We start from the raw sequence: 25,540 nt of genomic DNA on the forward strand, positions 1-25,540 counted from the left end.
GATGCGGACTCACCATCCGCCACCGGGCCGCCGTCCGGCCCAGCCTCCGACGCGCCCGTGCCGGGGCCGGCCCGGGACCGTACCCGCGAGGTGAACGGGCCGGCGCCGGCCTCCACCGTCACGTCGGCGATCAGCTCGACCACCGCGCAGCGCACCACGCGGGTCCGCTGCCCGGCGGCCACCCGGCCGGCCGTGGCGCAGGCCGTCGCCGGGCCCCGGAGGGCCTGGTCCGCGGCGGCCAGCGCCGCCAGGTCCGCCGCCGCGCCCGCCCGGTGCCGGGCGGTGACCGCCTGGCCGACGGCCATCAACGCGGCGAAGGCCGCGCACAGCGCCGCCGCCGCGACAACCGTCCACACCGTGGCGGAACCCTCGTCACCGCACCGTTTCCTCCGCAAGGGCCACCGCCTCTCCCCCGACCCGCAACGCCAGCCGGCCCGCCCCCGGCAGCGCGGCCTCGACACGTACGCGCACCAGATCGCCCTCGCGCGAGAGCGCGATCCGTGCGCCCCGGGGAGCCGCCTGGCGGGCCGCGGCAACCACCCGCGCCGGTGCCTCCTGCCGTGCGGCGGCGCGGGCGGCGGCCCGTGCCGCGTCCACGCAGGCGATCCGGGCGCAGGCGGCCAACAACCCCCAGATCAGCACCACGGCGACCACCACCAGCACCGGCAGCACCACCGCCGCCTCCGCGGTGACGAACCCGGCGTCCCGCGCCCGGCGCCCGCCCGGCGGACCCGCGCCGGGCGGTGCGGCCCGGGCCCGCGCGCGGCGCTCAGAACGGCACATCGAGCGCCCTCTGGAGCACCGACCGCAGCGCCGCGGCCACCGGCCCACTCGTCACGAGCTTGTAGAGCACCGCGGCGAACGCGCACGCCGCCAGCGTCCCCACCGCGTACTCCGCGGTGCTCATCCCGCGGTCCACCCCTGCCGCGCGCACCCACGCCCACCATCGACGGAACATCCTCTGCCTCCTCGAAATCCCTGCATTCGCCTGTGCATCCGTGAACGTGTGCAGCCCGTCGAGCCCCGTGCCGCATGGCACCCGCGCAGCACGGGGCTGCGCGCGGGCTCCAGGCCCCCTCCGGTCCGGTGGTCACGTGCTGGACCGATCCGGCCGTCGCGCCGTCGCCTCACCCCACTCCGTCACCCCCTAGCAGTCCGCCCGCGAGCCCGATCAGGACCGGGGCCACTCCGAGCACCAGGAAGGCCGGCAGGAAGCACCCCGAGAGCGGGAGGGTGACCAGTACCCCCGCGCGCCGGGCCCGCGCGGCCGCGGCCCGGCCCCACTCGGCGCGCAGCTCGGCCGCGATCCGGGAGGCCGGCTCGACGGCCGGGGCTCCCGAGGTGCCCGCGCGCTCCAGGCACCGCGCCAGGGCCTCGGCGCCGGGCAGCTCCGCCAGTCGTGGCCATACGGCGGCCGGTTCGCCGCCCAGGCGCAGCTCCGCCGCGATGTGGCGCAGTCGCTCGGCGACCATCCCGTCCAGCGACCGGCCCACCGCCTCGGCGGCCTCCCGCGGCCCGGCCCCGGCCGCCAGACAGGCCGCCAGCAGATCGGCGGCCGGGGCGAGTTCGGCGGCCACCCGCGCCGTCGCGGCCCGGGCAGCTGCCGCGGCCCGCTGTCGCCGCAGCCAGCGATGCGCGCCCCAACCGACCGCCAACCCCAGCAGCACCCCGGTGACGCCGCCCAGGAGGACGGCCACCCCTCCGGCCGCCCCCAGGGGCCCACCCCACTCGCGCAGCCGGCCATCCCGCGGGCCGTCCTCCCGGACCGCTGGGCGCCTGCGCCACCGCCCCCGGACGTCCCACCACGGACGCGCGCTCCCGCTCTCCTGACCGCCGTACGGACCCCTCACCACCCCTTCCAGCACCAACGGCACCCGCCGCCGCACGGCCCGTTCGGCCCGCACCAGCCGCGCCAGTGCCCCCGTGCACAGCACCGTCGCCACGACCAGCACCGTCATCCCCACCCTGTGGACAACTTCCGGGCTCACCACGCTCACCTCCCTCACCTCCGCACCCCCGCCGCATCGGCGACGATCCGGACCGTCCACGCCACTCCGCCCCACTCCAGAAGCCCGCCGACGGCCAGACAGCCCCACCCGGCCGGGGTGTGCAGCAGCACGCCGAGCGGATCGGCACCGAGCGCACCGCCCATCAGCAGCCCGCCCACCGGCAGCAGCGCCAGGACCAGGGCGGTGGCCCGCGGCCCGGCCAACTGGGCCTGCAGCTCCTCCCCTTGGTCGCGACGCGCGGCGAGCCCGGCCGCGATCCGCTCCAGCCCCAGGGCCAGTCCCGCACCGCCCTCCACCGCCCCCTGCCAGCACGCGGCCGCTCCGGTCAGCCCCTCGGCGCCCGGCTGCCGCGCCGCCTCCCGTAGTGCGCCGGGGACGTCCCCGCCGTACTGCGCAGCCGCCACCACCGTGGGCCCCGCGTCCCCCAGCCCCGACGCCCCGGCCGTGACCAGGGCCCGGTGCGGCTGCCGACCGGCCCGCAGCTCCCCCGCCACCGCCGCGCAGAACCCGATCACCGCCGCCGCCCGCCGGTCCGCAGCCCGCTGCCGCCCCCTTGCGACCAGCCACCGCCGTACGACGAACAGCGCCGCAACCGAGGCCACCACCGGCAGCACCGACCACCCCAGGACCCCCAACGCGACGCCGGCCGGCAGACACCAGACCTCCGCCCCGACCTCGCACCGGCGCCCGAGCCGCCACCGCCGCCCCGCCTCACCGGCGACCACCCGCGCGGCACACCACTGCCACAACCCCGCACCGGGCCCCCAGGCCGACCGCTCCGCTCCGGTGTCCTTCAGGACCACCGCCGCCCGCCGCCGCAGGGCCCGGCCACGCCGCAGCCGCCGCACCGGCACCACCGCGCACCCCACGAAGACCACGACCGCGATCAGCCCCACCCCGTCCCTCAACACCCCTCACCACCCCTCTCGCACAGCCGGGCCAACCGCCCCCAGCCACGCGCCTCCTGGAACCCCCGCGGGCTCCACACCGCCGCCGGAACGGTCACCACGAAGCCGTCGCGGTCCCGCTCCAGCACGTGGATCTCGGCGATCCGTCGTCGCCCGGCCCGGTCGCGTACGAGGTGCAGCACGACGGACAGCGCGGCCGCCAACTGGCTGTGCAGGGCCGCCCGGTCCAGCCCCGCGGTGCACCCCAGCGCCTCCAGACGGGCCGGCACGTCGCACGCGGCGTTGGCGTGGACGGTGCCGCTACCCCCTTCGTGGCCCGTGTTGAGCGCCGCCAGCAGGTCCGTGACCTCGGCGCCGCGGACCTCACCGACGACCAGCCGGTCCGGTCGCATGCGCAACGCCTGCCGCACGAGGTCCCGGAGGGTCACCCGCCCGACACCCTCCTGATTTGCGGGCCGGGTCTCCAACCGCACCACGTGGGGGTGGTCCGGCCGCAGCTCCGCCGAGTCCTCGGCGAGCACGATCCGCTCGTCCGGTCCGACGAGCCCGAGCAACGTGCTGAGCAGCGTGGTCTTGCCGGAGCCCGTGCCGCCGCTGATCAGGAACGACAGTCGGGCGGCCAACAACGCCCGGAGCAGCCGGTCGCCGCCCGGCGGGACCGTCCCCGCCGCCACCAGCTCCGGAAGGGCGAACGCCCGAGGTCGCAGCACCCGCAGGGACAGGCACGTCCCGGCGACCGCCACCGGGGGCAGCACGGCGTGCAGCCGCGTCCCGTCCGGAAGGCGGGCGTCCACCCACGGCCGGGCGTCGTCCAGCCGCCGTCCGGCGACCGCCGCCAACCGTTGGGCCAGTCGCCGCACTTCCGCCGCGTCCCGGAAGCGGACGTCGGTGCGCTCCAGTCCACCACCCCGGTCGACCCACACCGCGTCCGGCGCGGTCACCAGCACGTCCGTCACCTCGGGTGCGGCCAGCAGCGGCTCCAGCGGCCCGCTGCCCACCATTTCCGACCGCAACGCGCCGACCACGCCCAGCACTTCGGCGTCCCCAAGGAGGCGACCCTCCGCGCGCAGCGCCTCCGCCACCCGGGCCGGCGTCGGCTCCGCCCCGGCCTCGGCGAGCCGCCGGCGCACCACCTCCAGGAGCTCCCGGCTCATCGCGCACCCCCGCAGCCGGCCGCCACCACGGCCCACCCGGCCCCGACGGGCCCGCCGTCGCTCCTACGGGACCACCACCCCGCCCCGCACAGCAGCCCGTCCCGCCACCAGTCACCGAACCGTGGACCGCAGCGCCCCGGGGAAGTCCGGCCCCCGGGACCGGCCGCCTGCCCTCGGCTCCACCGCGCGCCAGTCGTCCGCCGCCTCATTCCGCCGCACCTCCCGGCTCCGACGCGGCCCCACGGTCCGCGCCGACGGCCGCCGCGCCAGGCTCGCCGGCCCGCACCCGCGCCCAAAACCCGGTGCAGAACCGCGCCAGCGGCCCCCGCGCCCGACCTCCGGGCGCCCTCCCCCGCGCCAGGTCCTCCGACAGCCCTGCCTCCCACGGGAGTTCGCCCGCCAACGGAAGTCCCACCAGGCGCGCGACCTCCTGTGCCGTCGGCCGGCCGCCGCTCCCCGGGCCGGGCGGCCCGCAGGCCACCACCCGGACGTCACCGAGTTCCGCCCGGACCCCGTCGGCGACCCGGCGCGCCGCCGCGACCGCCCGCAGCTCCGCCGGAACGAGCAGCAGCCCGACGTCCACCTGCGCCAGTGCTTCGGCCACCGCCCGGTCGACCCGGCGCGGCAGGTCCACGACCACCACTCCGCCGCGCCGCCGGGCCGCGGCCAGCACCGCCCGCACGGCCGGCGGCGGGATGGCCACCTCCGCGCCGCGGTCCCAGCTCAGCACCCGTAAGGAGTGCAGCCGGGGCAGCGATTCGGCGAGCGCGCCGCCGGCCACCCGGCCGCGCGACTCGGCGAAGGCCGGCCACCGCAGCCCCTTCTCCTGTTCACCGCCGAGCAGGACGTCGAGCCCGCCGCCGAGCGGATCGCCGTCCACGAGCAGGGTGCGCTCCCCGGTGCGGGCGGCGGTGACGGCCAGCGCCGCCGCGAGGGTGCTCGCCCCGGCGCCACCACGGCCGCCGATCACGGCGACCGTCAGGGCCGGCGGCCCGGCCCCCTCGACCGCATCCGCGATCCGGTCCACCAGCCAGCGCTCGCCGTCGGGGAGGGCCAGCACCCGCTCCGCCCCGACCGCGACGGCCTGGCGCAGCACGGCGACGTCGTCCGCGTCCCGGCCGGCGATGATGACGCCCGCTCGGCGCCCCGCACCGGACAGCCGGTCGGCGCAGTCCGCGCCGACGACCACCAACGGCGCCGCTTCCCATTCCGCGGTGCGACGGGGCGGGTGGTGTGCCACTTCGGGCAGTGCCCCGGCCGCCGCGCACAGCCGCAGGAGGTCGTCGAGGAGCTCCTCGTCCTCTGTGACCAGCAGCGGCCGGTCCCGCTCTCCACCGCTTCGCACCAACTGGTCGGAAGTAGTTGATCCGGACACGTTCTGTCCCCCTATCGCTACACAACTCGCGCTTCCGCGAACTTCGCGGACTTTTACGATGCAGCGATCGGGAAATCTCCGTGGATCTTGACCCAAAACTGTGGACAACTCCGCGGTTGTGAATATCTCCGTCACCTATTCCAGCGACGAACGGCTACTTCTGGGGCGCATGAGAAGCCTCCGCAGAGCAGTCCGACGACTACCCTGAGTGATGGCATATGCATGTCAGAACCGGACGTCAACGGTGCGTGGAATCGCGGTGACTCAAGGGCTCACGGCAGAAAAAGCGTCCGGACATGCGACGACCCCCGCCGGGGGGGAGAGCGGGGGTCGTCCCCACGGCCGACTCGGGGGGGAGGAGCCGGACCGGGTTAGCACGGTCGCGAACGATCCGTGACTTCCATGGTGTACCCGAGAGCCTTCTCAGGCAAACCCACGCGCCGCACCTTACGCCGAATGGTGGGCGCCTATGCTCGCCCCGTGGAAAACCACTCCGTGCCTCACTCGACTCCCCGTACTGCCGCGTTCTTCGACTTGGACAAGACCGTCATTGCAAAGTCGAGCACGCTGACCTTCAGCAAGTCCTTCTACCAAGGCGGCCTGATCAATCGGCGGGCCGTACTGCGCACCGCGTACGCCCAGTTCGTGTTCCTCGCGGGCGGCGCCGATCACGACCAGATGGAGCGGATGCGCGAATACCTCTCCTCGCTGTGCCGCGGCTGGGATGTGGCCCAGGTCCGGGAGATCGTCGCCGAAACACTGCACGATCTCATCGACCCGATCATTTATGACGAAGCGGCCTCGCTCATCGAGGAACACCACGCGGCCGGGCGGGACGTGGTCATCGTCTCCACTTCCGGCGCCGAAGTCGTCGAGCCGATCGGCGAACTCCTGGGCGCAGACCGGGTGGTGGCCACCAGAATGGTGGTCGGGGACGACGGCCGCTTCACCGGAGAGGTGGAGTACTACGCCTACGGGCCGACCAAAGCGGAGGCCGTCCGGGAACTCGCCGCGTCCGAGGGGTACGACCTCCAGCGCTGCTACGCCTACAGCGACTCGATCACCGACGTGCCGATGCTGGAGACCGTCGGCAACCCCTGCGCGGTCAATCCGGACCGGGCGCTGCGCCGCGAGGCGACCACCCGCGGCTGGCCGGTGGTCACCTTCAACCGGCCGGTCCCCCTCAAGAAGCGGCTGCCCACGCTGTCGATGCCGTCCCGTCCGGTGATCACGGCCGTCGCCGCGATCGGCGCGGCCGCCGCCACCGCGACCCTGGTCTGGCACACCAGCAGCCGCCGCAATACCGGAAAGAAACGCCTCGCCGTATTGCCCGTATTTGCGGCTAAACGTAAAGATCTGGAAGCTGGGCTTCCGCTCACCCGCCACGAGTAGTACAAAGGACTTAACGGCCCGCGAGACCAAGGACATCCGAGAGGAACGCCTTTAACGCATCAGGCCCACGGACCGACGCATGAATGCCGAGCACCCACGCGACGCCGACCCGTCGATTACGGGCCAGCCGCACCAGGTAAGCGGACAACGAATCCGACCTGATGGGCAAATTTCGAGCACGCCTGGTAACTCGGCGGACGTGCCAGCGGCGGTACCGAAGGGTTGGTACCGCCGCAACCCGTGTCAGGGACGGGCACCGCGCCGTCAGGCCGCGCCGCGCTGCAGCGCCTCACAGACCGCCGTGCTTTCTCGTACGCCCAGCTCGACCGCGCGCCCACAATGGGCGATCCACGCCGCCACGCCCTCCGGGGTGCCCGAGACGTAGCCCTGGAGGGCCGCCACGTAGGCCGCGCCCCCTTGTTCCGCGTGCCCGACCTCGGCCGGGCAGATCGACTTCGGGTCCAGCCCGCTGTCGATCAGCACGATCCGCTCCGCGGCCCGCGCCACCAGCCCGTTGTACGAGCCGAAGGGCCGCAGCGCCAGTAGTTCGCCGTGCACCACGGCGGCCACCACCAGGGCCGGCGCCCCGGTGCCCGCCAGCAGCAGTCGCGACAGCCCGTCCAGCCGGCCGGCCACCTCGTCGGCGTCCGGCAGCGCCAGCTCGACCAGCGGCTCGTCCACCGGCTCGGCGCCCAGCCGCGGCCGGCCCACGGCGTCGTCGGCCACGCCGCCACCGGCCGCCACCAGGTGGAGTCGGGCCAGCACCCGCAGCGGCGACTGCCGCCAGACGCTCAGTAGTTGGCCCGCCTCGGCGGTCAGCCGCAGCGCCGCCCCGACCATGCGCGGCTCGCTGCCGTCACCGAAGTCGGTGCGGCGCCGGATCTCTTCGAGCGCCCAGTCGGCCCCGGACAGAGCGGCGGACCCGCGCGCCGCGCGCAGGGCCGCTTCGGCGGTGATCTCGATGCTGCGGCGCCGCATGATCCGGTGGCCGTAGACCCGGTCGACGGCCTTGCGGACGGAGTCAACGGAGTCCGCGACCCCCGGGAGCGACGCCAGCGCCGCGAGCGGGTCGGTGCTCGCCTGGGGAGGTTCGGGGGGCGTCCCCCGGGAGATTCCAGCCATGGGTCGACCCTACGCACCACCAGGCCGGACCCCTCGAAGGAGTGGTCTTCTTCACGTAAACCACCCGCCGAGAGGTTGGCCACACCTAGCCTGCTGAACATGAAGATCGCTTTCGTAGGCAAGGGCGGCAGCGGCAAGACCACCCTGTCCTCCCTGTTCATCCGGCACCTCGCCGCGGCCCGGGTCCCCGTCATCGCGGTGGACGCCGACATCAATCAGCACCTGGGCGTCGCGCTCGGCATGGACGAGGCGGAGGCCGCCGCGCTGCCCGCGATGGGGGCCCACCTCCCCTTGATCAAGGACTACTTGCGCGGCGGCAACGCCCGCATCCCGTCCGTCGAGACGATGATCAAGACGACGCCGCCCGGCGAGGGCTCGCGACTGCTGCGGATCTGCGAGGACAACCCGGTCTACGACGCCTGCGCGCGGCCCGTGGCCCTCGATGACGGGGCGGTGCGACTGCTGGCCACCGGGCCGTTCACGGAGTCCGATCTGGGCGTGGCCTGCTACCACTCCAAGGTCGGCGCGGTCGAGCTGTGCCTGAACCACCTCGTCGACGGCCGCGGGGAGTACGTCGTCGTCGACATGACCGCCGGGTCCGACTCCTTCGCCTCCGGCTTGTTCACCCGCTTCGACATGACCTTCCTGGTCGCCGAGCCGACCCGCAAGGGCGTCGCGGTCTACCGCCAGTACCAGGAGTACGCCCGGGACTTCGGCGTCCCGTTGAAGGTCATCGGCAACAAGGTCCAGGGCCCGGACGACCTGGCGTACCTGCGCGCCGAGGTGGGTGAGGACCTGCTGGTCTGCGTCGGCCACTCCGACTGGGTGCGGACCGTGGAGAAGGGCCGCCCCGCCCCCTTCGCCCTCCTGGAGGAGGCCAACCGCCGCGCCCTGGGGACGCTGCACGACACCGCCGACGCGGCCTACGAGCACCGCGACTGGGAGCGCTACACGCGCCAGATGGTGCACTTCCACCTGAAGAACGCGGAGAGCTGGGGCAACGCGAAGACGGGGGCCGACCTGGCGGCCCAGGTCGACCCCGCCTTCGTGCTCTTCGAGGGAGCGGCGGCTACTCCGCAACCGGCATGATCCGGGCCGCCGGCGCCGGAGCGGACGCTTCCGGGGTACCGGAGAGGTACGCCGGCCAGCCGCCCTCCGGCGCCCGGCCCACCGGCAGGTCCTGGAGCTTGGCCAGCACCTGCGGGTCCTGGGCGTCCAGCCAGTCGCTCAACTGCTTGAAGCTGACGCAACGCACGCCCTTGCGGGGGCAGATCTCCTTGATCGCCTCCTCGACGGCCTGCATGTACGTGCCGCCGTTCCAGGACTCGAAGTGGTCGCCGACGAAGAGCGGAGCGCGGTTGCCGCGGTGGGCACGCTCGAAGGCGTCCAGGATGCCGTCGCGCATCTGCTTGCCCCAGGTGGCGTGCATCGCGCGGTCGCCGTGGGTGGAGCCGGACTGGTTGGCCAGGAAGTTGTAGTCCATCGAGAGCGCCTCGAAGTTCCGGCCGGGGAACGGTATCTGCTGGAGCGGGAAGTTCCAGATCCCGTCGATCTTGTGCGGCCAGGTCTGCAGTCCGCCGGCCGAGCTGGCGTCGTAGCGGAAACCCATCTCCTTGGCCGCGGGTATCAGGTTGCGCTGCCCCTCCAGACAGGGTGCGCGGCCGCCGACCAGTTCCTTGGCGTAGTCGAAGGGGAGCGGCGGTTCGTTCCTGAGGCCGGAGTTGCTCTTCCAGTTCCGGACGAACCACACGGCCTGCTCGATCTCGCTGCGCCACTCCTCGGGCGTCCACCTGCCGACCCCGTTGCGGCCGCAGAAGTGGCCGTTGAAGTGGGTGCCTATCTCGTTGCCGTCTTCCCAGGCGCCGCGCATCTGGGCCACGGTGTCCTTGATCCCCTGGACGTCGTTGAAGCCGATCGCCGAGGCACCGGTCGCGTGGCCGGGCGGTTCGTAGAGCTCCGCCTTGTCGCTGGGGAGCATGTAGACGCCGCTGAGGAAGTACGTCATCGTCGCGCCGTACTTCTTGCCGACGGCACGGAAGTGGGAGAAGAGCTTCTGGCCGTCCTCACCGGCGCCGTCCCAGGAGAAGACGACGAACTGCGGGGGTCTCTTGCCCGCTTTGAGGCGGGCCGGCCGTGGTTGGTGGGGCTGTGCCCCGGTGTACGCGGTGGAGCCGTCGCCTATGAGGCGGAGCGGGCGGGCGGCCGGGGCCTTGCCGGGCGCCGCGCGCCCTTCGGTCGTGCTCTTCGGGGGCCCGTCCTGGGTCGCCGCGGAGCAGCCGGCTATCGCCGCCAGCGTCACCGCAGCCGCGATGCGCACCGTCGTCTTCGATATGACCGCCATCAGCCACCTCATTCCTGGCACACGGGGCACCATGGGTTTAATCAGGACGAACCTGCCCGTTCGCCTATATCCATTGACCGGTGACAGAAAGACCGTGGCAAAAGTCGTTTTATTCACTCGATAGTTGGAATGACTGCGCCATATGCCCGAAAACCCTTCTCAGGGTCTTTACGCGTCATTACGATTCGTTTACCGATGCTTGAGAGTCACCGGCCCGCCGCTCACCGCGACGCCCGCCGGCCGGCTCGCTCCCGCCGCAGCACACCGCCGCCCCGCGGTCGCGCCCGAGGCCGACCGCGCCGCCCCGGAGGAGACGGGAATGACGCAGATCCAGAAGCCGCCGCAGCCGCCCCCTGCCGACCTCGCACCCCAGCCCCCGACGCTCCCCGGGGCGACGCCCGACGACGGAACTCCCGGCGCCAAGCGGAGAGGCGCGGCCTGGCGCGGGGACCTCTCCGCCTCGGTCGTGGTCTTCCTGCTGGCCGTCCCGCTGTCGCTGGGCATCGCCCTGGCCACCGGCGCCCCGCTCCAGGCCGGCCTGGTCGCCGCGGTCGTCGGCGGGATCGCCGCCGGCCTCCTGGGCGGCGCCCCGCTCCAGGTGACGGGCGCCGCCACCGGCCTCCTGGTGATCACCGCGGATCTCGTCCAGCGGTACGGCTGGCGCGCCACCTGCGCGATCACGGTCCTGGCGGGGCTGGCCCAACTCGCCCTCGGAGCACTGCGGGTGGCCCGGGTCGCGCTCGCGGTCAGTCCGGCGATCGTGCACGGCATGCTCGCCGGCATCGGCGTCACCATCGCCTTGGGCCAGCTCCACGTGGTGCTCGGCGGCAGCCCCGACAGCTCGGCCGTCGACAACGCCGTCGCACTGCCCGGCCAGCTGGCCCATCCACACGTCATCGCGCTGCTGATCGGCACCGTCACGGTCATCGTCCTGGCCGGCTGGCCGCGGCTGCCGAGCCGCGCCGGGCGCTGGGCCCGGCTGCTGCCGGCGCCGCTGGCCGCGGTGCTCGCCGCGACGGCGGTCAGCGCGGGGGCGTCGGTGCCGCGCGTCGCGCTGCCGTCCTGGCAACTGCCGCAGGCGCCGCTGCTCCCCCACGCCTCGCTCGCCGCGCTCCTCACCGCGGTGCTCACGGTCACCCTCGTCGCCAGTATGGAATCGCTGCTGTCCGCGGTGGCCGTGGACCGGCTGGCCGCCGAGCGGCCGGGGCCTCCCCCCAGGCGGCCGCAGCTCAACCGCGAACTGGCCGGTCAGGGCCTCGCCAACGTCATGTCCGGCCTGCTCGGCGGCCTGCCGGTGTCCGGCGGCGCGATGCGAGGTTCGGCCAATGTGCGGGCTGGCGCGACCAGCCGCCGGGCGGCCGTGCTACACGGCGTCTGGGTACTGCTGTGCGCGGGGCTGCTGGCCGGGGTGCTGGAGCTGATCCCGTTGGCCGCGCTGGCCGCCCTGGTGATGGTCGTCGGCGTGCGGATGGTCAGCTTCGCGCACCTCAAGCACGTGCAGCGGCACCGCGAATTCCCGGTGTACGCGGCGACGTTGAGCGCGGTGGTGCTCTTCGGCGTACTGCTGGGCGTCCTGACGGGCATCGCGGTCGGGATCTTCCTGGCACTGCGCCGGCTGACCCACACCCGGGTCGCGGTGACCGAGGAGTCCGGCCGCCACCAGGTGCGCGTCAGCGGTCAGTTGACGTTCTTGGCGGTGCCCCGGATGACCCGGGCGCTGGCGCACGTCCCCCCGGGCGCCGACGCCGTCGTCGAACTCCACGGGTCGTTCATGGACCACGCGGCCTACGAGGCCCTGCAGTCCTGGGCGACCACCCATCGGGCGACCAAGGGGTCGGTGACGCTCGGCGGCCGCTCGGGGCGCTCCGCCCGTCCGAGCGGCGAGCCGGGCCGGGCGCACGCCTGCCGGCCGTGGACGCCCTGGCGCAACCACCACTGCACCCGCCCCGCGCCGACCCGCACCGCGGAACTCCCGGGCGGCGACCAGCTCCTGGGCGGGGTCAGCGCGTTCCAGCGGCACACCGCTCCCCTGGTGCGCGAGGAGCTGGCCCGGCTGGCGCGGGAGGGGCAGCGCCCCACCCAACTCTTCCTGACCTGCGCCGATTCCCGGCTGGTGACGAGCATGATCACGTCGAGTGGGCCGGGCGACCTGTTCACCGTGCGCAACGTCGGCAATCTGATGCCGCCGCCCGGCTCGGACGCCTCCTGCGACTCCGTGGGGGCCGCGGTCGAGTACGCCGTGGAGGTGCTGCGGGTCGCGTCGATCACGGTCTGCGGGCATTCGGGCTGCGGCGCCATGGCGGCGCTGCTCGACACGGCCGGTTCTCCGCCCCCGACCGACGGCGCCACCCCGCTCACCCGTTGGCTGCGGCACGGCCGGCCGAGCCTGGCCCGGATGGCGCGGATCGGGCGGCTGGGCAGGGGCGAAGTCGCCCTCGCCGGGCGGCCGGTGGCCGACGACCAGGAACGGCTGGCGCTGGTCAACGTCCGGCAGCAGCTCGACCACCTGCGAGCACACCCGTGCGTCGCCCGGCGGATGGCCGAGGGCACCCTCGCCCTGCGCGGCATGTACTTCCACGTGGCCGAGGCCCAGGCGTATGTGTTGGACGAGGCCACGGGGCGGTTTCGGACGGTGCGGGCCGACGTGCCGGCGATCGGGGTTTGACCTGCTCGGGGCACCCGAACGGCCCTATGAGGAGCCAAATTCGGACAGGTCTACACCAATAGTTGTCCACAGCCCTTGTCAGGGTCGGTCGCGGGCTGATGAGCTATGGCCCGGGACACATCGCACGCCCTGGGATTGGGAGATGTCGTGAGCAACGAGAGCCTGGCCAACCTCTTGAAGGAGGAGCGGCGGTTCGCACCGCCCGCCGAGCTGGCCGCGAACGCCAACGTCACGGCCGCCGCGTACGAAGAGGCCGCGGCGGACCGGCTGGGCTTCTGGGCCGAGCAGGCCAAACGCCTGACCTGGGAGACCGAGCCCACTGAGACCCTCGACTGGTCCAACCCGCCGTTCGCGAAGTGGTTCGCCGACGGCAAGCTCAACGTCGCCTACAACTGCGTGGACCGCCACGTGGAGAACGGCCACGGCGACCGGGTCGCGATCCACTTCGAGGGCGAGCCGGGCGACAGCCGGGCGATCACCTACGCCGAGCTCCAGCGCGAGGTCTCCAAGGCCGCCAACGCCCTGATCGAGCTGGGCGTCCGAACCGGCGACCGGGTCGCCATCTACCTGCCGATGATCCCGGAGGCGGTGATCGCCATGCTGGCCTGCGCCCGGCTCGGCGCCCCGCACTCGGTGGTCTTCGGCGGCTTCTCCGCGGACGCGCTGGCGACGCGGATCAACGACGCGGACGCCCGCGTGGTGATCACCGCCGACGGCGGCTATCGCCGCGGCAAGCCCTCCGCCCTCAAGCCGGCCGTCGACGAGGCGCTGACCAGGCCCGGCACGGAGCACGTCCGCAGCGTGCTGGTCGTCCGTCGCACCGACCAGGAGGTCGGCTGGACCGAGGGCCGGGACGTGTGGTGGCACGACCTGGTCGAGCGGCAGAGCGAGCAGCACACCCCCGAGGCGTTCGACGCCGAGCACCCGCTGTTCATCCTCTACACCTCCGGGACGACGGGGAAGCCCAAGGGCATCCTGCACACCACGGGTGGCTACCTCACCCAGGTCTCGTACACCCACCACGCGGTCTTCGACCTGAAGCCGGAGACCGACGTCTTCTGGTGCACCGCCGACGTCGGCTGGGTGACCGGCCACTCGTACATCACCTACGGCCCGCTCTCCAACGGCGCCACCGAGGTGCTCTACGAGGGCACCCCGGACACCCCGCACCAGGGCCGCTGGTGGGAGGTCGTCCAGAAGTACGGCGTGACGATCCTCTACACCGCCCCGACCGCGATCCGCGCCTGCATGAAGTGGGGCGACGACATCCCGGCCGGGTTCGACCTGTCGTCGCTGCGTCTGCTGGGGTCGGTCGGCGAGCCGATCAACCCCGAGGCGTGGATCTGGTACCGCAAGCACATCGGCGCGGACCGCACGCCGATCGTCGACACCTGGTGGCAGACCGAGACCGGCGCGATGATGCTCAGCCCGCTGCCGGGCGTGACGGAGACCAAGCCCGGTTCGGCGCAGGTGCCGCTGCCCGGCATCGCCGCCACGGTCGTCGACGACGACGCGCGCGAGGTACCCGACGGCGCCGGCGGGTACCTGGTGATCACCGAGCCCTGGCCGTCGATGCTGCGCACCATCTGGGGCGACGACCAGCGCTACCTCGACACCTACTGGTCCCGCTTCCAGGGCACGTACTTCGCCGGTGACGGCGCGAAGAAGGACGAGGACGGCGACATCTGGCTGCTGGGCCGGGTGGACGACGTGATGCTGGTGTCCGGCCACAACATCTCCACCACCGAGGTGGAGTCGGCGCTGGTCTCGCACCCGAAGGTGGCCGAGGCCGCGGTGGTCGGCGCCACCGACCCGCAGACGACCCAGGCCATCTGCGCCTTCGTCATCCTGCGCGGCGGGGCGGAAGAGGACGAGGGGCTCGTCGAGGAGCTGCGCGCCCACGTCGGCCAGCAGCTCGGTCCGATCGCCAAGCCCAAGCGGATCATGCCGGTCGCGGAGCTGCCCAAGACCCGTTCCGGCAAGATCATGCGACGTCTGCTGCGCGACGTCGCCGAGAACCGCGCCCTGGGCGACGTCACCACCCTCACCGACTCCTCCGTCATGGACCTGATCCAGGCGAAGCTGCCGAGCGCGCCCAGCGAGGACTGACGCACCGCACGACGCTGCCGCCGCACCCGGGGCGACACCGCGCCGACCTGCGCATTCGAGGGGCACCGGACCATCGCGTCCGGTGCCCCTCCGGCGTTCACGGGCCGGGCCCGGGCGCGCTCCCCGGCGGCCCGGCGCCCGAAATGCCCGTAAAGTTGAGCCCACGCATTAACCCCTTGCACCCACCCGGTAGGGTTAAGGGCAGCGTCAATGAGACGCTAAGAAACTCTGGGTGCGCCGGGAAGTCTGGTCGGCAACTGCTACAGCCGTTCTCAGCTGCCGGAGGTCATCGCGTGTCTGCGCCCAGCAACCGCCGTTCCATATTCCTCGGCCGGATGCCGTTGCCGGAACGAAACTTCATCGCCGACGCACTACGCACCGAAACCGTCGGCGGTGTCCTGCTCCTCGCCGCCGCCATCGCCGCCCTGATCTGGGCCAACACGCTCGGCGGCAGCTACGAGGCGGTTCGCGGCCTGCACCTCGGCCCGGCCTCGCTGGGCCTGGACCTCTCCCTCCAGCACTGGGCCGCCAACGGCCTGCTCGCGGTCTTCTTCTTCGTCGCCGGCATCGAGCTCAAGCGCGAACTGGTCGCCGGCGAACTCCGCGACCCCAAGGCCGCCGCCCTCCCGGTGATCGCCGCGATCTGCGGCATGGCCACCCCCGCCCTGGTCTACTTCCTCGTCAACGCCACCGGCGGCGGGTCTCTCCGGGGCTGGGCGGTCCCCACCGCCACCGACATCGCCTTCGCGCTCGCCGTCCTCGCGGTCATCGGCACCTCCCTGCCGTCCGCGCTGCGCGCCTTCCTGCTCACCCTCGCCGTCGTCGACGACCTCTTCGCGATACTGATCATCGCGATCTTCTTCACCTCGAAGCTCAACTTCCTCGCCCTCGGCCTGGCCGTCGCCGGCCTGGTGCTCTTCTACGTGCTGCTGCGCGTGGGCGTTCGGGGCTGGTACGTCTACGTACCCCTCGGCCTGGCGATCTGGGCGCTGATGGAGAACAGCGGCGTGCACGCCACCATCGCCGGCGTCGCCATGGGCCTGATGCTGCGCTGCCACCGTCGCGACGGCGAGCAGCAGTCCCCCGGCGAGCACATCGAGCACCTGGTCCGCCCGCTGTCGGCGGGGCTGGCGGTGCCGCTGTTCGCGCTCTTCTCCGCGGGGGTGTCCATATCCGGCGGCGCGGTCCACGACGTCTTCACCCGGCCGGAGACGCTGGGCGTGGTCCTCGGCCTGATAGTGGGCAAGGCAGTGGGGATATTCGGCGGCACCTGGTGCACCGCCCGCTTCACCCGGGCCGAACTCAACCCCGACCTGAAGTGGCCGGACGTCTTCGGCGTCGCCGCGCTGGCCGGCATCGGCTTCACCGTCTCGCTGCTCATCGGCGAACTGGCCTTCGCCGGCGACCAGAAGCTGACCGACGAGACCAAGGCGGCGGTGCTGATCGGCTCGCTGCTCGCGGCCGTCTTCGCGGGCGTCCTCCTCAAGGTCCGCAACAACAAGTACCGGCAGCTGTGCGACGAGGAGGAGCGGGACGAGGACCAGGACGGCATCCCCGACGTCTACGAGCGGGGCCAGCCCGCCTACCACCTGCGGATGGCGGCGATCCACGACGCGAAGGCCGCGGAACACCGCCGCCTTGCCGAAATGGCTGCCGACGGCGGCTCCGGCGACGATGGTCCGGCATGATCTGAGAGGCTTTGCATCCAGGCGAAGAGAAGAGGGAGACGGCGATGAGCGCAGCCGACGACGGTGCGGACCGCAGCCTCGGGCAGTTGGTGGCCACGGCGACCGCGGAGATGTCCGCGCTGGTGCACGACGAGATCGCACTGGCCAAGGCGGAACTGCGGCAGGACGCCAAGCGGGCCGGCATCGGCAGTGCCGCGTTCATCGTGGCGGGTGTCCTGGCGCTGTTCGCGCTGCCGGTGCTGAGTTTCGCGGCGGCCTACGGCATCCACAACCTCGGCCTCGGCCTCGCCTGGTCCTTCCTGATCGTGGGCGGCGCCTTCCTGGTGATCGCCGCGCTCCTGATCCTGATCGCACTGGCCAAGATCAAGAAGATCAAGAAGCCGGAGAAGTCGATCGCCTCCGCCAAGGAGACCGCAGCCGTGCTGCAGAAGGCCAGGCCGCACCCGCGTCCGGCGGACTCGGACCACCCGGTCCTGGAGTCTGTGACACGCTCGTCGGTATGACAGCCCCTGACAGCACCGCCTCGGTCGTCCGGATCGGTCTCCCGGACGGGACCGAGGTGACGCACCGGGACGTCGCGGCCAACGGTGCCCGTTTCCACATCGCCGAGGTGGGCGACGGGCCCCTCGTGCTGCTGCTGCACGGCTTCCCGCAGTTCTGGTGGACCTGGCGCCACCAGCTGCCCGCACTGGCCGACGCGGGCTTCCGCGCGGTCGCCATGGACCTGCGGGGCGTCGGCGGCAGCGACCGCACCCCGCGCGGCTACGACCCGGCGAACCTCGCCCTGGACATCACCGGCGTCATCCGCTCCCTGGGCGAGCCGGACGCCGCACTGGTCGGCCACGACCTGGGCGGCTACCTCGCCTGGACGGCCGCGGTGATGCGCCCCAAGCTGGTCCGCCGGCTCGCGGTGTCCTCGATGCCGCACCCGCGGCGCTGGCGGGCCGCGATGCTCGCCGACGTCCGCCGCAGCTCGCACGTCTGGGGCTTCCAGCGGCCCTGGCTGCCCGAGCGCGCGCTGACCGCGGACGACGGGGCCCTGGTGGGCCGGATGATCCGCGACTGGTCCGGCCCGCAGCTCCCCGAGGAAGAGACCGTCGAGGTCTACCAACGGGCGATGGCCATCCCGTCGACGGCCCACTGCTCGATCGAGCCGTACCGCTGGATGGTGCGCTCGATGGCCCGTCCCGACGGCCTCCAGTTCAACCGCCGGATGAAGCTGCCGGTCCGGGTGCCCACCCTGCACCTGCACGGCTCCGCGGACCCGGTGATGCGCACCCGCAGCGCCGCCGGCTCCGGCGAGTACGTCGAGGCCCCCTACCGCTGGCGGCTCTTCGACGGCCTGGGGCACTGGCCGCACGAGGAGGACCCGGCGGCCTTCTCCGCCGAGCTGATCAACTGGCTGAAGGACCCGGAACCGGACCGCTGAGGGCCCACGCCCCACATGCGGCACCCCGCCCCCACCGGCACCGCACGGCGTCCGGACCGCCCCGCCCCGTCACGCGAACGTTCGTCTGACGAACAGCCAATTGCCTCCCGCATAGGCCGATTGGCCCTCTCCGGGGCGGTTACGGACCCCGGGCCACGGGCAGAGTCGAGGGTATGGGCTGGACGCACGACTACCGTGACGTGGCACGCAATCGCCGCAGCAGTGCCGCTGCAGTGGGCACGCAGGACAGGGGCACTCCGGATCTCGGATCCGACGGGTCCCCCGACCCCGCGCACCCCATGGGCATCCCCCGCATCCTGCGCCGCAGAGCGCGTTGGATGAGCGCACGATTGCGCCATACCCGCAGCTGACCCCGCGCGCCGTCCCCGCGGGCGCCGGACCGCCTCCCGTCCGCAGCGAAACGGTCAGCGGCCCCGCGCCCGGTCTCAGATCGCGCACCCCTGGGTGTCGACCTGCTGGCTCGCGCTCCGCCCGCGGACGGCGTCCTGACGGATCTCGTCGGCGGTCAGCGCGTAGCCGGTGTGGGCGTCGTCCCGCGACTTGGCGAAGACCACGCCGTAGACCTCGCCCCGGGGCGTGAGCAGCGGACCGCCGGAGTTGCCTTCCCGGACCGTGGCGTAGAGCGAGTAGACGTCGCGGCCGACCGTGCCGCGGTGGTAGATGTCCGCGCCGTCGGCCTGGATGCGGCCGCGGATCCGGGCCGGGCGGACGTCGTACCCGCCGTTCTCCGGGAAGCCCGCGACGATGGCGCTCTTGCCGCTGCTCGCGTCCTTGTCGGCGAACTTCAGCTCCGGGGCGCGCAGTTGCGGAACGTCCAGCACGGCGATGTCGCGCTCCCAGTCGTAGAGCACGACCTTGGCGTTCACCGGCAGCCCCTCGCCGCCCACCTGAACGGTCGGGTCGCTGACGCCGCCGACGACGTGCGCGTTGGTCATCACCCGGTGCGGGGCGAAGACGAAGCCGGTGCCTTCGAGAATCTTGCCGCAGCTGGGCGCCCGTCCGACGATCTTGACGATGCTGCGCCGGGCGTCGGCCGCCACGGGACCGTTGGCCAGCGCCGGGTCCGGCGGGCGCACCGGCCGGATCGGCTCGTTGGCGAACGGCGTGAAGACCTGCGGGAAGCCGTTCTGGGCGAGCGCCGAGGAGAAGTCCGCGAACCAGGTGCTGGCCTGCGGCGGCATCACCTGGGACACCCCGAGCAGCACCTTGGAGTTGCGGACCTCCTTGCTGAGCGTCGGCAGCGACGTGCCGGCCAGCGCCGAGCCGATCAGCCAGGCGACCAGCAGCATCGCCAGGACGTTGACCAGCGCCCCGCCGGTGGCGTCGAGCGCCCGCGCCGGTGTCCAGGTGATGTGGCGGCGGAGCTTGTTGCCGAGGTGGGTGGTGAGCGCCTGGCCCACCGAGGCGCAGACGATCACGATCGCTACCGCCGCGATCACCGCGAAGGTGCCCGGTTTGGCGTCGTCGGTGACACCGTTCCAGATCACCGGCAGGACGTAGACCGCGATCAGGCCTCCCCCGAGGAAGCCGATCACGGACAGGATGCCGACGAGGAAGCCTTGCCGGTAACCGACGATCGCGAACCACACGGCCGCGATCAGCAGCAGGATGTCCAGGACGTTCACGCCGGACACCGTCTCACGAGCGCCAGTCGAGCGGGACCTGCTTGTCGCGGTCCCATGCGACTTCCCAGCCCGCGTAGTGCAGGATCCGGTCGATCACCCCGGCGGTGAAACCCCAGACCAGCGCGTCCTCGACGAGGAAGGCAGGTCCGACGTGGCCGCTGGGGTGACGGGTGGTGACCCGATGTGCCGGGTCCGTGAGATCCGCCACGGGAACCGTGAAGACCCGGGCGGTCTCGCCCTGGTCCACCGCGCCCACCGGGCTGGGCTCCCGCCACCACCCCAGCACGGGCGTGACGACGAAGCCGCTGACGGGGATGTAGAGCCGCGGCAGCACCCCGAAGACCTGGACCCCGCGGGGGTCGAGTCCGGTCTCCTCCTGGGCCTCCCGCAGCGCCGCGCGGACCGGTCCCGGGCCGTCCGGGTCACCGTCCTGCGGATCGAGCGAGCCACCGGGGAAGGAGGGCTGTCCGGCGTGCGAGCGCAGGGTGCCGGCGCGCTCCATCAGGAGCAGTTCGGGCCCTCGGGCACCGTGCCCGAAGAGGATCAGGACGGCGGACTGCCGGCCGCCGTCCTCGGGCGGCAGGAACCGGCTGAGCTGGCGCGGCTCGATCGTGGCGGCCGCCCGGGCCACCGGAACCAACCACTCCGGCAGGCCCTCGGCCGTCACCGCGACCTCCCGCCCGGCCGTCTCGCCGTACTGCTCCCGTGCACTCGTCATCCGCGCCCCCTTGAGGCTTACGTCGATGGTCCGGTCCCCCAGTGGAGATCGAGCTGGCCGGTGCGGCCCTACGAGGCCGCCAGCGGGGCCGCGGGCCGCCCCGGGTAGTCGGCCGGGGGCTTGAGCCGCTGCCCGGGCTGGCCGCCCAGCTCGTACTTCAGCAGCTTCTGCGCCTTCTCGGGGTCGGTCTCGCCCTCGCCGTACGAGGGGCACAGCGGGGCGATGGGGCAGGCCCCGCAGGCGGGCTTGCGGGAGTGGCAGACCCGGCGGCCGTGGAAGACCACCCGGTGCGACAGCATCGTCCAGTCGCTCTTGGGGAAGATCTCGGCGACGTCCGCCTCGACCTTCTCGGCGTCCTGCGCGGTCGTCCAGCCGAAGCGGCGGGCCAGCCGGCCGAAGTGGGTGTCCACGGTGATGCCGGGGACACCGAAGGCGTTGCCGAGCACGACGTTGGCCGTCTTGCGGCCGACGCCGGGGAGCGTGACGAGGTCCTCCAGGCGGCCGGGCACCTCGCCGTCGAAACGGTCGCGCAGGGCGGCGGACAGGCCGATCAGGGACTTCGCCTTGGCCCGGAAGAAACCGGTGGGGCGGATCAGCTCCTCCAGCTGCTCCGGCGGGATCGCGGCCATGTCCTCGGGCGTGGGGCAGGCCGCGAAGAGCCGGGGGGTGGTCTGGTTGACCCGCAGGTCGGTGGTCTGCGCGGAGAGGACCGTGGCGACCAGCAGCTCGAAGGGGTTGGTGAAGTCCAGCTCCGGGTGGGCGTAGGGGTACAGCTCGGCGAGCTCGCGGTTGATCCGGCGGGCCCGACGCACCATGGCGACGCGGGACTCGGGCTTGCGGGCCGGGGCCGCCGCCTTCTGGGCGGGCGCCGCGCCCTTGGTGGCCGCCGTACGCGACGTGGCCGCCTTCTTGGCCGCCGGTGCCCGCTTCGCGGTGGCGGTCTTCTTCGCCGCGGTGGCCTTCTTCGGCGCGGTGGTCTTCGTTGCAGCCGTCTTCGTCGCGGCCTTCTTGGCGGTGGTCTTCTTCGCCGCCGGCTTCGCGGGGGTGTCGTTCACGGCCGCCTCCTTCGCATCGCACCGGGACGCGACGCGCCGGTTGCGGGCGCCATCGGCTTCCGCCCGGTCGTCACCCTGGGGGACGATTTGTTACTTTTGTCGGAATCCGAGACGCCTGCGGGCAGCTGTTCGCCCACAGCGGAATCGCGCTCTGCGCTCACTCTGTCGGCCCCCAGTCCTCTGCTCTCACCGGCGTATTGGACACTCGGCCAGACTAAGGCCACCCACTGACATCCGACTCGATCACCGGGATTCGTGACCCCAATCGGACCCCTGCCGTATGGCTCGGGCCACGGGTCCGGCAAACTTGTGATTGATCGCACTGTTTTGCATTCCGGCATGATGGGGACCACAGTCCTCCGGAGCATGTCGACAAGGAGAGAACTCGTGGACGACGTTCTGCGGCGCGCCCCGCTCTTCGCGGCGCTCGACGACGAGCAGGCGGCCGAGCTTCGCGCCTCGATGGGAGAGGTCACGCTCGCCCGCGGCGACGCCCTGTTCCACGAAGGGGACCCGGGCGACCGCCTGTACGTGGTCACCGAGGGCAAGGTGAAGCTGCACCGCACCTCCCCCGACGGCCGCGAGAACATGCTGGCCGTCCTCGGCCCCGGCGAGCTCATCGGCGAACTGTCCCTCTTCGACCCGGGACCGCGTACGGCCACCGCCACCGCGCTCACCGAGGTCAAGCTGCTCGGACTGGGCCACGGCGACCTTCAGCCCTGGCTGAACGCCCGCCCCGAGGTGGCCACCGCCCTGCTGCGCGCGGTCGCCCGCCGCCTGCGCAAGACCAACGACCAGATGTCCGACCTGGTCTTCTCGGACGTGCCGGGCCGGGTGGCGCGTGCCCTCCTGGACCTGTCGCGCCGCTTCGGCGTGCAGTCCGAGGAAGGCATCCACGTCGTGCACGACCTCACGCAGGAGGAGCTGGCCCAGCTGGTCGGCGCCTCCCGGGAGACGGTCAACAAGGCGCTCGCGGACTTCGCCGGCCGCGGCTGGCTGCGCCTGGAGGCGCGCGCCGTGATCCTGCTGGACGTCGAGCGGCTGGCCAAGCGCTCGCGCTGACGTCCCGCGCCCCGCGCCCCGCGCGACGCCCCAAGGGCCCCGCTCCGGCGGGGCCCTTGCCGTTCCCGCTGCCGTGCCCGCACGGCGGCCGTCGACAAAGGGCTCGCGGCCCACCGTCGCGCCGCCCCATAGTGGGCGCCATGAACACCGGCGGGGAATCTGGGGGCAAGGGCCTCGACCAGGACGGCTGCTTCGTGCGGGAGGGCTCCCTGGCGCGGGTGCCGGCACCGTTCGCGCCCGTCGTGGCGGAGCTGACCGCCCGACTGGCCACCCGCTTTCCCCCCGACCGGCTGCTGAGCAGCTACCTCTACGGGAGCATCCCGCGCGGCACCGCCGTCCCCGGGGTGTCCGACCTCGACGCGCTGCTCGTCCTGCGTACGGGCGCCGCCGGCGAACCGGCCGGGGCCGACCGGACCGCGGCCCGGGCCGTGGCGGCGGAGCTGGACGCCGCCTTCCCGCAGATCGACGGCGCCGGGATCCTGCTGGTCACCGAGGGCCGGCTGCTCGGCGCGTCGGAGCGGTACGACATGGCGTGGTTCGTGGCCTGTCTGTGCACGCCGCTCGGCGGGCCTGACGTGACCGCGGCGCTGCCCCGTTACCGGCCCACCTCGTTGCTCGCCCGGGAGACCAACGGCGACCTGCACCTGCGACTGCCCGGCATGCGCGAGCGGGCCGCCGCGGCCACCACCCGGGAGGAGCGCACCCGGCTGACCCGTGGGATGACGCGCAAGCTCGTGCGCACCGGATTCACCCTGGTCATGCCGCGTTGGGGCGGCTGGACCAGCGACCTCGTCGAGTCCGCCGAGGTGTTCGGGCACTACTACCCGGCGCACGCCGAGCGGATGCGCGTCGCGGCGCGCGCCGCCCGGCGCCCCGCCGCGTACCCCGACCTGCTCGACGACCTGCTGACCGGGCTCGCCCCGTGGCTGGCCGACGAGTACCTGGCCGTCCACGGGGCGAAGGCGCTCCCGCCACAAGGGCCCTGACGGCCCCACAGCGGCCCCGGACGGCCCGGCGGGCCCGTTGGGCGGGGGTGGGGCCCGTCCGGCCCTAGATCAGCCCGTGCTCGCCCAGGTAGTCCAACTGCGCCCGCACCGACAGCTCGGCCGCCGGCCACAGGGAGCGGTCGACGTCCGCGTAGACGCTCGCCACGACCTCGCCGGGGGTGCCGTGGCCGGCCTCCACCGCGGTCTCCACCTGGGCCAGCCGGTGGGCCCGGTGCGCCAGGTAGAACTCCACCGCTCCCTGGGCGTCGTTCAGCACCGGCCCGTGGCCCGGCAGGACCGTGGCGACCCCGTCGTCCACGGCGAGGGAGCGCAGCCGGCGCAGCGAGTCGAGGTAGTCGCCCAGGCGTCCGTCGGGGTGCGCGACCACCGTGGTGCCGCGCCCGAGGATCGTGTCGCCCGTCAGGACCGCCCGGTCGGCGGGCAGGTGGAAGCAGAGCGAGTCCGCGGTGTGCCCCGGAGTGGGCACCACCCGCAGTTCCAGGCCCCCGGTGGTGATGACGTCGCCCGCGCCGAGCCCCTCGTCCCCCAGGCGCAGCGCCGGGTCCAACGCCCGCACGGGGGTGCCGGTCAGCTCGGCGAACCGGGCCGCCCCGTCGGCGTGGTCGGGGTGCCCGTGGGTGAGCAGGGTCAGCGCGATCCGCTGCCCGGCCCGTTCCGCGGTGGCGATGACGGCCCGGAGGTGGTCCTCGTCGAGCGGTCCGGGGTCGATGACGACGGCCAGGTCGGAGCCCGGCTCGGCGACGATCCAGGTGTTGGTGCCGTCCAGCGTCATCGGGGACGGGTTCGGGGCCAGGACGCAGTGGGCGCGCGCGGTGGCCGGGCCCGTGAGGACCCCGCCGCGGGGCTGGCCGGGGAGGGCGGCTGCTTCGGTCATGCGCGGGGACCTCCCGAACGCCCGGCGGGGCCCTCGTCCGTCGCGATGTGCTTGGTGAACTCCTCGTGGCCCGGCCAACTCAGCACGATCTCGCCGTCCACCAGGTGCGCGCGGGCCAGCACCGGCGTCAGGTCCTGCGCCCCGGCCGCGGCCAGCGCGTCGGTGACGCTGGGGTACGGCTGGAGGGAGCGGAGCGTGGAGATGGTCGGCGGCATCATCAGCAGCTCGCCGCGGTCGTAGCCGGCCGCGGCCTCCTCCGGGCGGATCCACACCGTCCGGTCGGCCTCCGTGGAGACGTTGAGGGCGCGCTGTCCCTCGGGGAGCGCGGCGACGAAGAAGAACGTGTCGTAGCGGCGCGGTTCGAACTCCGGGGTGATCCAGCGCGCCCAGGCGGCCAGCAGGTCGGAGCGGAGCAGCAGGCCGCGGCGGGCCAGGAAGTCGGCGAAGGACAGCTCGTGGGCGACCAGCGCCGCCCGGTCCGCCGCCCACTCCTCGCCGTTGGTGTCCGCGACGACCGTGGTGGCGGAGTCGCCGGCGAGCAGCACCCCGGACTCCTCGAACGTCTCGCGCACCGCGGCGCAGACGATGGCCTGTGCGGTGGACGGGTCGACGCCCAACCGCACCGCCCATTCGGCGCGCGAGGGCCCGGCCCACCCCATGGGCCGTTCGTCCCGGGGGTCGACGGAGCCGCCCGGATAGGCGTACGCGCCTCCGGCGAAGGCCATGGAGGCGCGTCTGCGCAGCATGTGGACGGCGGGACCGCCGTGGTCGGTGTCCCGCAGCAGCAGGACCGTCGCGGCCCGCCGGGGCGCGGACGGCGTCAGTTCGCCGTTCGTCAGGGCCCGGATGCGGGCCGGCCATTCCGGCGGGTACCACTGGCCATTCGTCGTCGACGCCATGGCCGGATGCTATGCGCTCGCGTGCGGATGTTCGAGGGGCCCTCCAGAGGGAGGGCCCGATCCGGACGCGAGCGCAGCCGTGTGCGG

The 25,540-nt window shown here is 73.3% G+C and carries 23 protein-coding genes and 1 pseudogene; 10 read left to right on the top strand and 14 right to left on the bottom strand.

The genetic code is table 11. The features are described 5' to 3' along the window. Positions 1-122 precede the first annotated feature (122 nt). The 7 genes and pseudogenes from ABD385_RS27330 to ssd form a co-directional block, all read right to left on the bottom strand. A pseudogene (locus ABD385_RS27330) lies at positions 123-461 on the bottom strand (Rv3654c family TadE-like protein); the annotation flags it as partial. Next, positions 373-783 (bottom strand): TadE family type IV pilus minor pilin, encoded by a 411-nt coding sequence (locus ABD385_RS27335; RefSeq protein ID WP_344580980.1) that lies wholly within the window; start codon positions 781-783, stop codon positions 373-375. The gene ABD385_RS27335 and the pseudogene ABD385_RS27330, both read right to left, overlap by 89 nt. Beyond that, a complete protein-coding gene (locus ABD385_RS27340) occupies positions 770-958 on the bottom strand; it encodes a DUF4244 domain-containing protein (protein WP_344580982.1) in 189 nt (62 codons plus the stop codon). The genes ABD385_RS27335 and ABD385_RS27340 overlap by 14 nt, the downstream gene beginning before the upstream one ends. A 169-nt stretch (positions 959-1,127) precedes the next feature. Continuing rightward, positions 1,128-1,988, bottom strand: a complete 861-nt coding sequence (locus ABD385_RS27345; RefSeq protein ID WP_344580984.1) for a type II secretion system F family protein — start codon at positions 1,986-1,988, stop codon at positions 1,128-1,130. Between the two features lie 14 nt (positions 1,989-2,002). Further along, positions 2,003-2,917: a type II secretion system F family protein gene (locus ABD385_RS27350; protein ID WP_344580986.1), complete on the bottom strand. Its 915-nt coding sequence runs from the start codon at positions 2,915-2,917 to the stop codon at positions 2,003-2,005. Beyond that, positions 2,914-4,071 (bottom strand): TadA family conjugal transfer-associated ATPase, encoded by a 1,158-nt coding sequence (locus tag ABD385_RS27355; protein ID WP_344580988.1) that lies wholly within the window; start codon positions 4,069-4,071, stop codon positions 2,914-2,916. Before ABD385_RS27355 ends, ABD385_RS27350 begins: the two co-directional genes overlap by 4 nt. Before the next feature lie 205 nt (positions 4,072-4,276). Beyond that, entirely contained in the window at positions 4,277-5,446 is a 1,170-nt protein-coding gene (gene ssd, locus ABD385_RS27360) for a septum site-determining protein Ssd (protein WP_344580989.1), read from the bottom strand. 456 nt (positions 5,447-5,902) lie between these two features. Here ssd and ABD385_RS27365 point away from each other — a divergent pair, with 456 nt between their 5' ends. Next, positions 5,903-6,838 carry an HAD family hydrolase gene (locus ABD385_RS27365; RefSeq protein WP_344581137.1) on the top strand — a complete coding sequence of 312 codons (936 nt, stop codon included), beginning with the start codon at positions 5,903-5,905 and terminating at the stop codon, positions 6,836-6,838. A 264-nt stretch (positions 6,839-7,102) separates the two neighbouring features. Here the strand turns inward: ABD385_RS27365 and ABD385_RS27370 are convergent, their stop codons facing one another. After that, a complete protein-coding gene (locus tag ABD385_RS27370; protein WP_344580991.1) occupies positions 7,103-7,960 on the bottom strand; it encodes a Fic family protein in 858 nt (285 codons plus the stop codon). Positions 7,961-8,059: 99 nt separating this feature from the next. Between ABD385_RS27370 and ABD385_RS27375 the strand changes: the two genes are divergently transcribed. Then, the gene (locus ABD385_RS27375; protein WP_344580993.1) at positions 8,060-9,049 is read left to right on the top strand and encodes an ATP-binding protein; all 990 of its coding nucleotides are present in this window, start codon (positions 8,060-8,062) and stop codon (positions 9,047-9,049) included. On the opposite strand, the gene ABD385_RS27380 is transcribed toward ABD385_RS27375, so the two are convergent. Continuing rightward, on the bottom strand, positions 9,030-10,301 hold the full coding sequence (locus ABD385_RS27380; protein ID WP_344580995.1) for a polysaccharide deacetylase family protein: 1,272 nt from the start codon (positions 10,299-10,301) through the stop codon (positions 9,030-9,032). The genes ABD385_RS27375 and ABD385_RS27380 overlap by 20 nt on opposite strands. A gap of 319 nt (positions 10,302-10,620) precedes the next feature. Here ABD385_RS27380 and ABD385_RS27385 point away from each other — a divergent pair, with 319 nt between their 5' ends. From ABD385_RS27385 to ABD385_RS27410, 6 genes are all read left to right on the top strand, one after another. Continuing rightward, the gene (locus ABD385_RS27385; RefSeq protein ID WP_344580996.1) at positions 10,621-12,966 is read left to right on the top strand and encodes a SulP family inorganic anion transporter; all 2,346 of its coding nucleotides are present in this window, start codon (positions 10,621-10,623) and stop codon (positions 12,964-12,966) included. A 147-nt stretch (positions 12,967-13,113) separates the two neighbouring features. After that, positions 13,114-15,075 carry an acetate--CoA ligase gene (acs, locus tag ABD385_RS27390; RefSeq protein WP_344580998.1) on the top strand — a complete coding sequence of 654 codons (1,962 nt, stop codon included), beginning with the start codon at positions 13,114-13,116 and terminating at the stop codon, positions 15,073-15,075. A gap of 293 nt (positions 15,076-15,368) precedes the next feature. Further along, on the top strand, positions 15,369-16,763 hold the full coding sequence (gene nhaA / locus ABD385_RS27395; protein WP_425585486.1) for a Na+/H+ antiporter NhaA: 1,395 nt from the start codon (positions 15,369-15,371) through the stop codon (positions 16,761-16,763). 44 nt (positions 16,764-16,807) lie between these two features. Continuing rightward, entirely contained in the window at positions 16,808-17,266 is a 459-nt protein-coding gene (locus tag ABD385_RS27400) for a phage holin family protein (RefSeq protein WP_344580999.1), read from the top strand. Further along, the gene (locus ABD385_RS27405) at positions 17,263-18,192 is read left to right on the top strand and encodes an alpha/beta fold hydrolase (RefSeq protein ID WP_344581000.1); all 930 of its coding nucleotides are present in this window, start codon (positions 17,263-17,265) and stop codon (positions 18,190-18,192) included. Before ABD385_RS27400 ends, ABD385_RS27405 begins: the two co-directional genes overlap by 4 nt. Before the next feature lie 173 nt (positions 18,193-18,365). After that, entirely contained in the window at positions 18,366-18,563 is a 198-nt protein-coding gene (locus ABD385_RS27410) for a hypothetical protein (protein WP_344581002.1), read from the top strand. Between the two features lie 75 nt (positions 18,564-18,638). On the opposite strand, the gene ABD385_RS27415 is transcribed toward ABD385_RS27410, so the two are convergent. The 3 genes from ABD385_RS27415 to nth form a co-directional block, all read right to left on the bottom strand. Then, the gene (locus tag ABD385_RS27415) at positions 18,639-19,838 is read right to left on the bottom strand and encodes a MarP family serine protease (RefSeq protein WP_344581004.1); all 1,200 of its coding nucleotides are present in this window, start codon (positions 19,836-19,838) and stop codon (positions 18,639-18,641) included. 13 nt (positions 19,839-19,851) lie between these two features. Beyond that, positions 19,852-20,556, bottom strand: coding sequence for an NUDIX hydrolase (locus tag ABD385_RS27420; RefSeq protein ID WP_344581006.1), 705 nt, complete (start codon positions 20,554-20,556; stop codon positions 19,852-19,854). 68 nt (positions 20,557-20,624) lie between these two features. After that, complete coding sequence (gene nth / locus ABD385_RS27425) at positions 20,625-21,611, bottom strand: endonuclease III (protein ID WP_344581008.1); 987 nt, start codon at positions 21,609-21,611, stop codon at positions 20,625-20,627. 387 nt (positions 21,612-21,998) lie between these two features. Between nth and ABD385_RS27430 the strand changes: the two genes are divergently transcribed. Both ABD385_RS27430 and ABD385_RS27435 read left to right on the top strand, forming a co-directional pair. Next, a complete protein-coding gene (locus ABD385_RS27430; protein ID WP_003981529.1) occupies positions 21,999-22,673 on the top strand; it encodes a Crp/Fnr family transcriptional regulator in 675 nt (224 codons plus the stop codon). Positions 22,674-22,813: 140 nt separating this feature from the next. After that, complete coding sequence (locus ABD385_RS27435) at positions 22,814-23,659, top strand: nucleotidyltransferase (RefSeq protein ID WP_344581010.1); 846 nt, start codon at positions 22,814-22,816, stop codon at positions 23,657-23,659. Positions 23,660-23,723: 64 nt separating this feature from the next. Here the strand turns inward: ABD385_RS27435 and ABD385_RS27440 are convergent, their stop codons facing one another. Both ABD385_RS27440 and ABD385_RS27445 read right to left on the bottom strand, forming a co-directional pair. Further along, positions 23,724-24,554 carry an MBL fold metallo-hydrolase gene (locus tag ABD385_RS27440; RefSeq protein WP_344581012.1) on the bottom strand — a complete coding sequence of 277 codons (831 nt, stop codon included), beginning with the start codon at positions 24,552-24,554 and terminating at the stop codon, positions 23,724-23,726. Then, complete coding sequence (locus ABD385_RS27445) at positions 24,551-25,453, bottom strand: NUDIX hydrolase (protein WP_344581014.1); 903 nt, start codon at positions 25,451-25,453, stop codon at positions 24,551-24,553. Before ABD385_RS27445 ends, ABD385_RS27440 begins: the two co-directional genes overlap by 4 nt. Positions 25,454-25,540 lie beyond the last annotated feature (87 nt).

The sequence above is a fragment of the Streptomyces lunalinharesii genome, from assembly GCF_039532155.1.
GTDB classification, from domain to species: domain Bacteria; phylum Actinomycetota; class Actinomycetes; order Streptomycetales; family Streptomycetaceae; genus Streptomyces; species Streptomyces lunalinharesii.

Excerpts from the sequence above, each read along its gene's own strand:
- ABD385_RS27440 (WP_344581012.1), bottom strand. The coding sequence starts at position 24,554 with ATGACCGAAGCAGCCGCCCTCCCCGGCCAGCCCCGCGGCGGGGTCCTC.
- ABD385_RS27435 (WP_344581010.1), top strand. The coding sequence starts at position 22,814 with ATGAACACCGGCGGGGAATCTGGGGGCAAGGGCCTCGACCAGGACGGC.
- ABD385_RS27380 (WP_344580995.1), bottom strand. The coding sequence starts at position 10,301 with ATGGCGGTCATATCGAAGACGACGGTGCGCATCGCGGCTGCGGTGACG.
- ABD385_RS27370 (WP_344580991.1), bottom strand. The coding sequence starts at position 7,960 with ATGGCTGGAATCTCCCGGGGGACGCCCCCCGAACCTCCCCAGGCGAGC.
- ABD385_RS27400 (WP_344580999.1), top strand. The coding sequence starts at position 16,808 with ATGAGCGCAGCCGACGACGGTGCGGACCGCAGCCTCGGGCAGTTGGTG.
- ABD385_RS27445 (WP_344581014.1), bottom strand. The coding sequence starts at position 25,453 with ATGGCGTCGACGACGAATGGCCAGTGGTACCCGCCGGAATGGCCGGCC.
- ABD385_RS27410 (WP_344581002.1), top strand. The coding sequence starts at position 18,366 with ATGGGCTGGACGCACGACTACCGTGACGTGGCACGCAATCGCCGCAGC.
- ABD385_RS27340 (WP_344580982.1), bottom strand. The coding sequence starts at position 958 with ATGTTCCGTCGATGGTGGGCGTGGGTGCGCGCGGCAGGGGTGGACCGC.
- ABD385_RS27420 (WP_344581006.1), bottom strand. The coding sequence starts at position 20,556 with ATGACGAGTGCACGGGAGCAGTACGGCGAGACGGCCGGGCGGGAGGTC.
- ABD385_RS27405 (WP_344581000.1), top strand. The coding sequence starts at position 17,263 with ATGACAGCCCCTGACAGCACCGCCTCGGTCGTCCGGATCGGTCTCCCG.
- ABD385_RS27355 (WP_344580988.1), bottom strand. The coding sequence starts at position 4,071 with ATGAGCCGGGAGCTCCTGGAGGTGGTGCGCCGGCGGCTCGCCGAGGCC.
- ABD385_RS27385 (WP_344580996.1), top strand. The coding sequence starts at position 10,621 with ATGACGCAGATCCAGAAGCCGCCGCAGCCGCCCCCTGCCGACCTCGCA.
- ABD385_RS27335 (WP_344580980.1), bottom strand. The coding sequence starts at position 783 with ATGTGCCGTTCTGAGCGCCGCGCGCGGGCCCGGGCCGCACCGCCCGGC.
- ABD385_RS27365 (WP_344581137.1), top strand. The coding sequence starts at position 5,903 with ATGGTGGGCGCCTATGCTCGCCCCGTGGAAAACCACTCCGTGCCTCAC.
- ABD385_RS27375 (WP_344580993.1), top strand. The coding sequence starts at position 8,060 with ATGAAGATCGCTTTCGTAGGCAAGGGCGGCAGCGGCAAGACCACCCTG.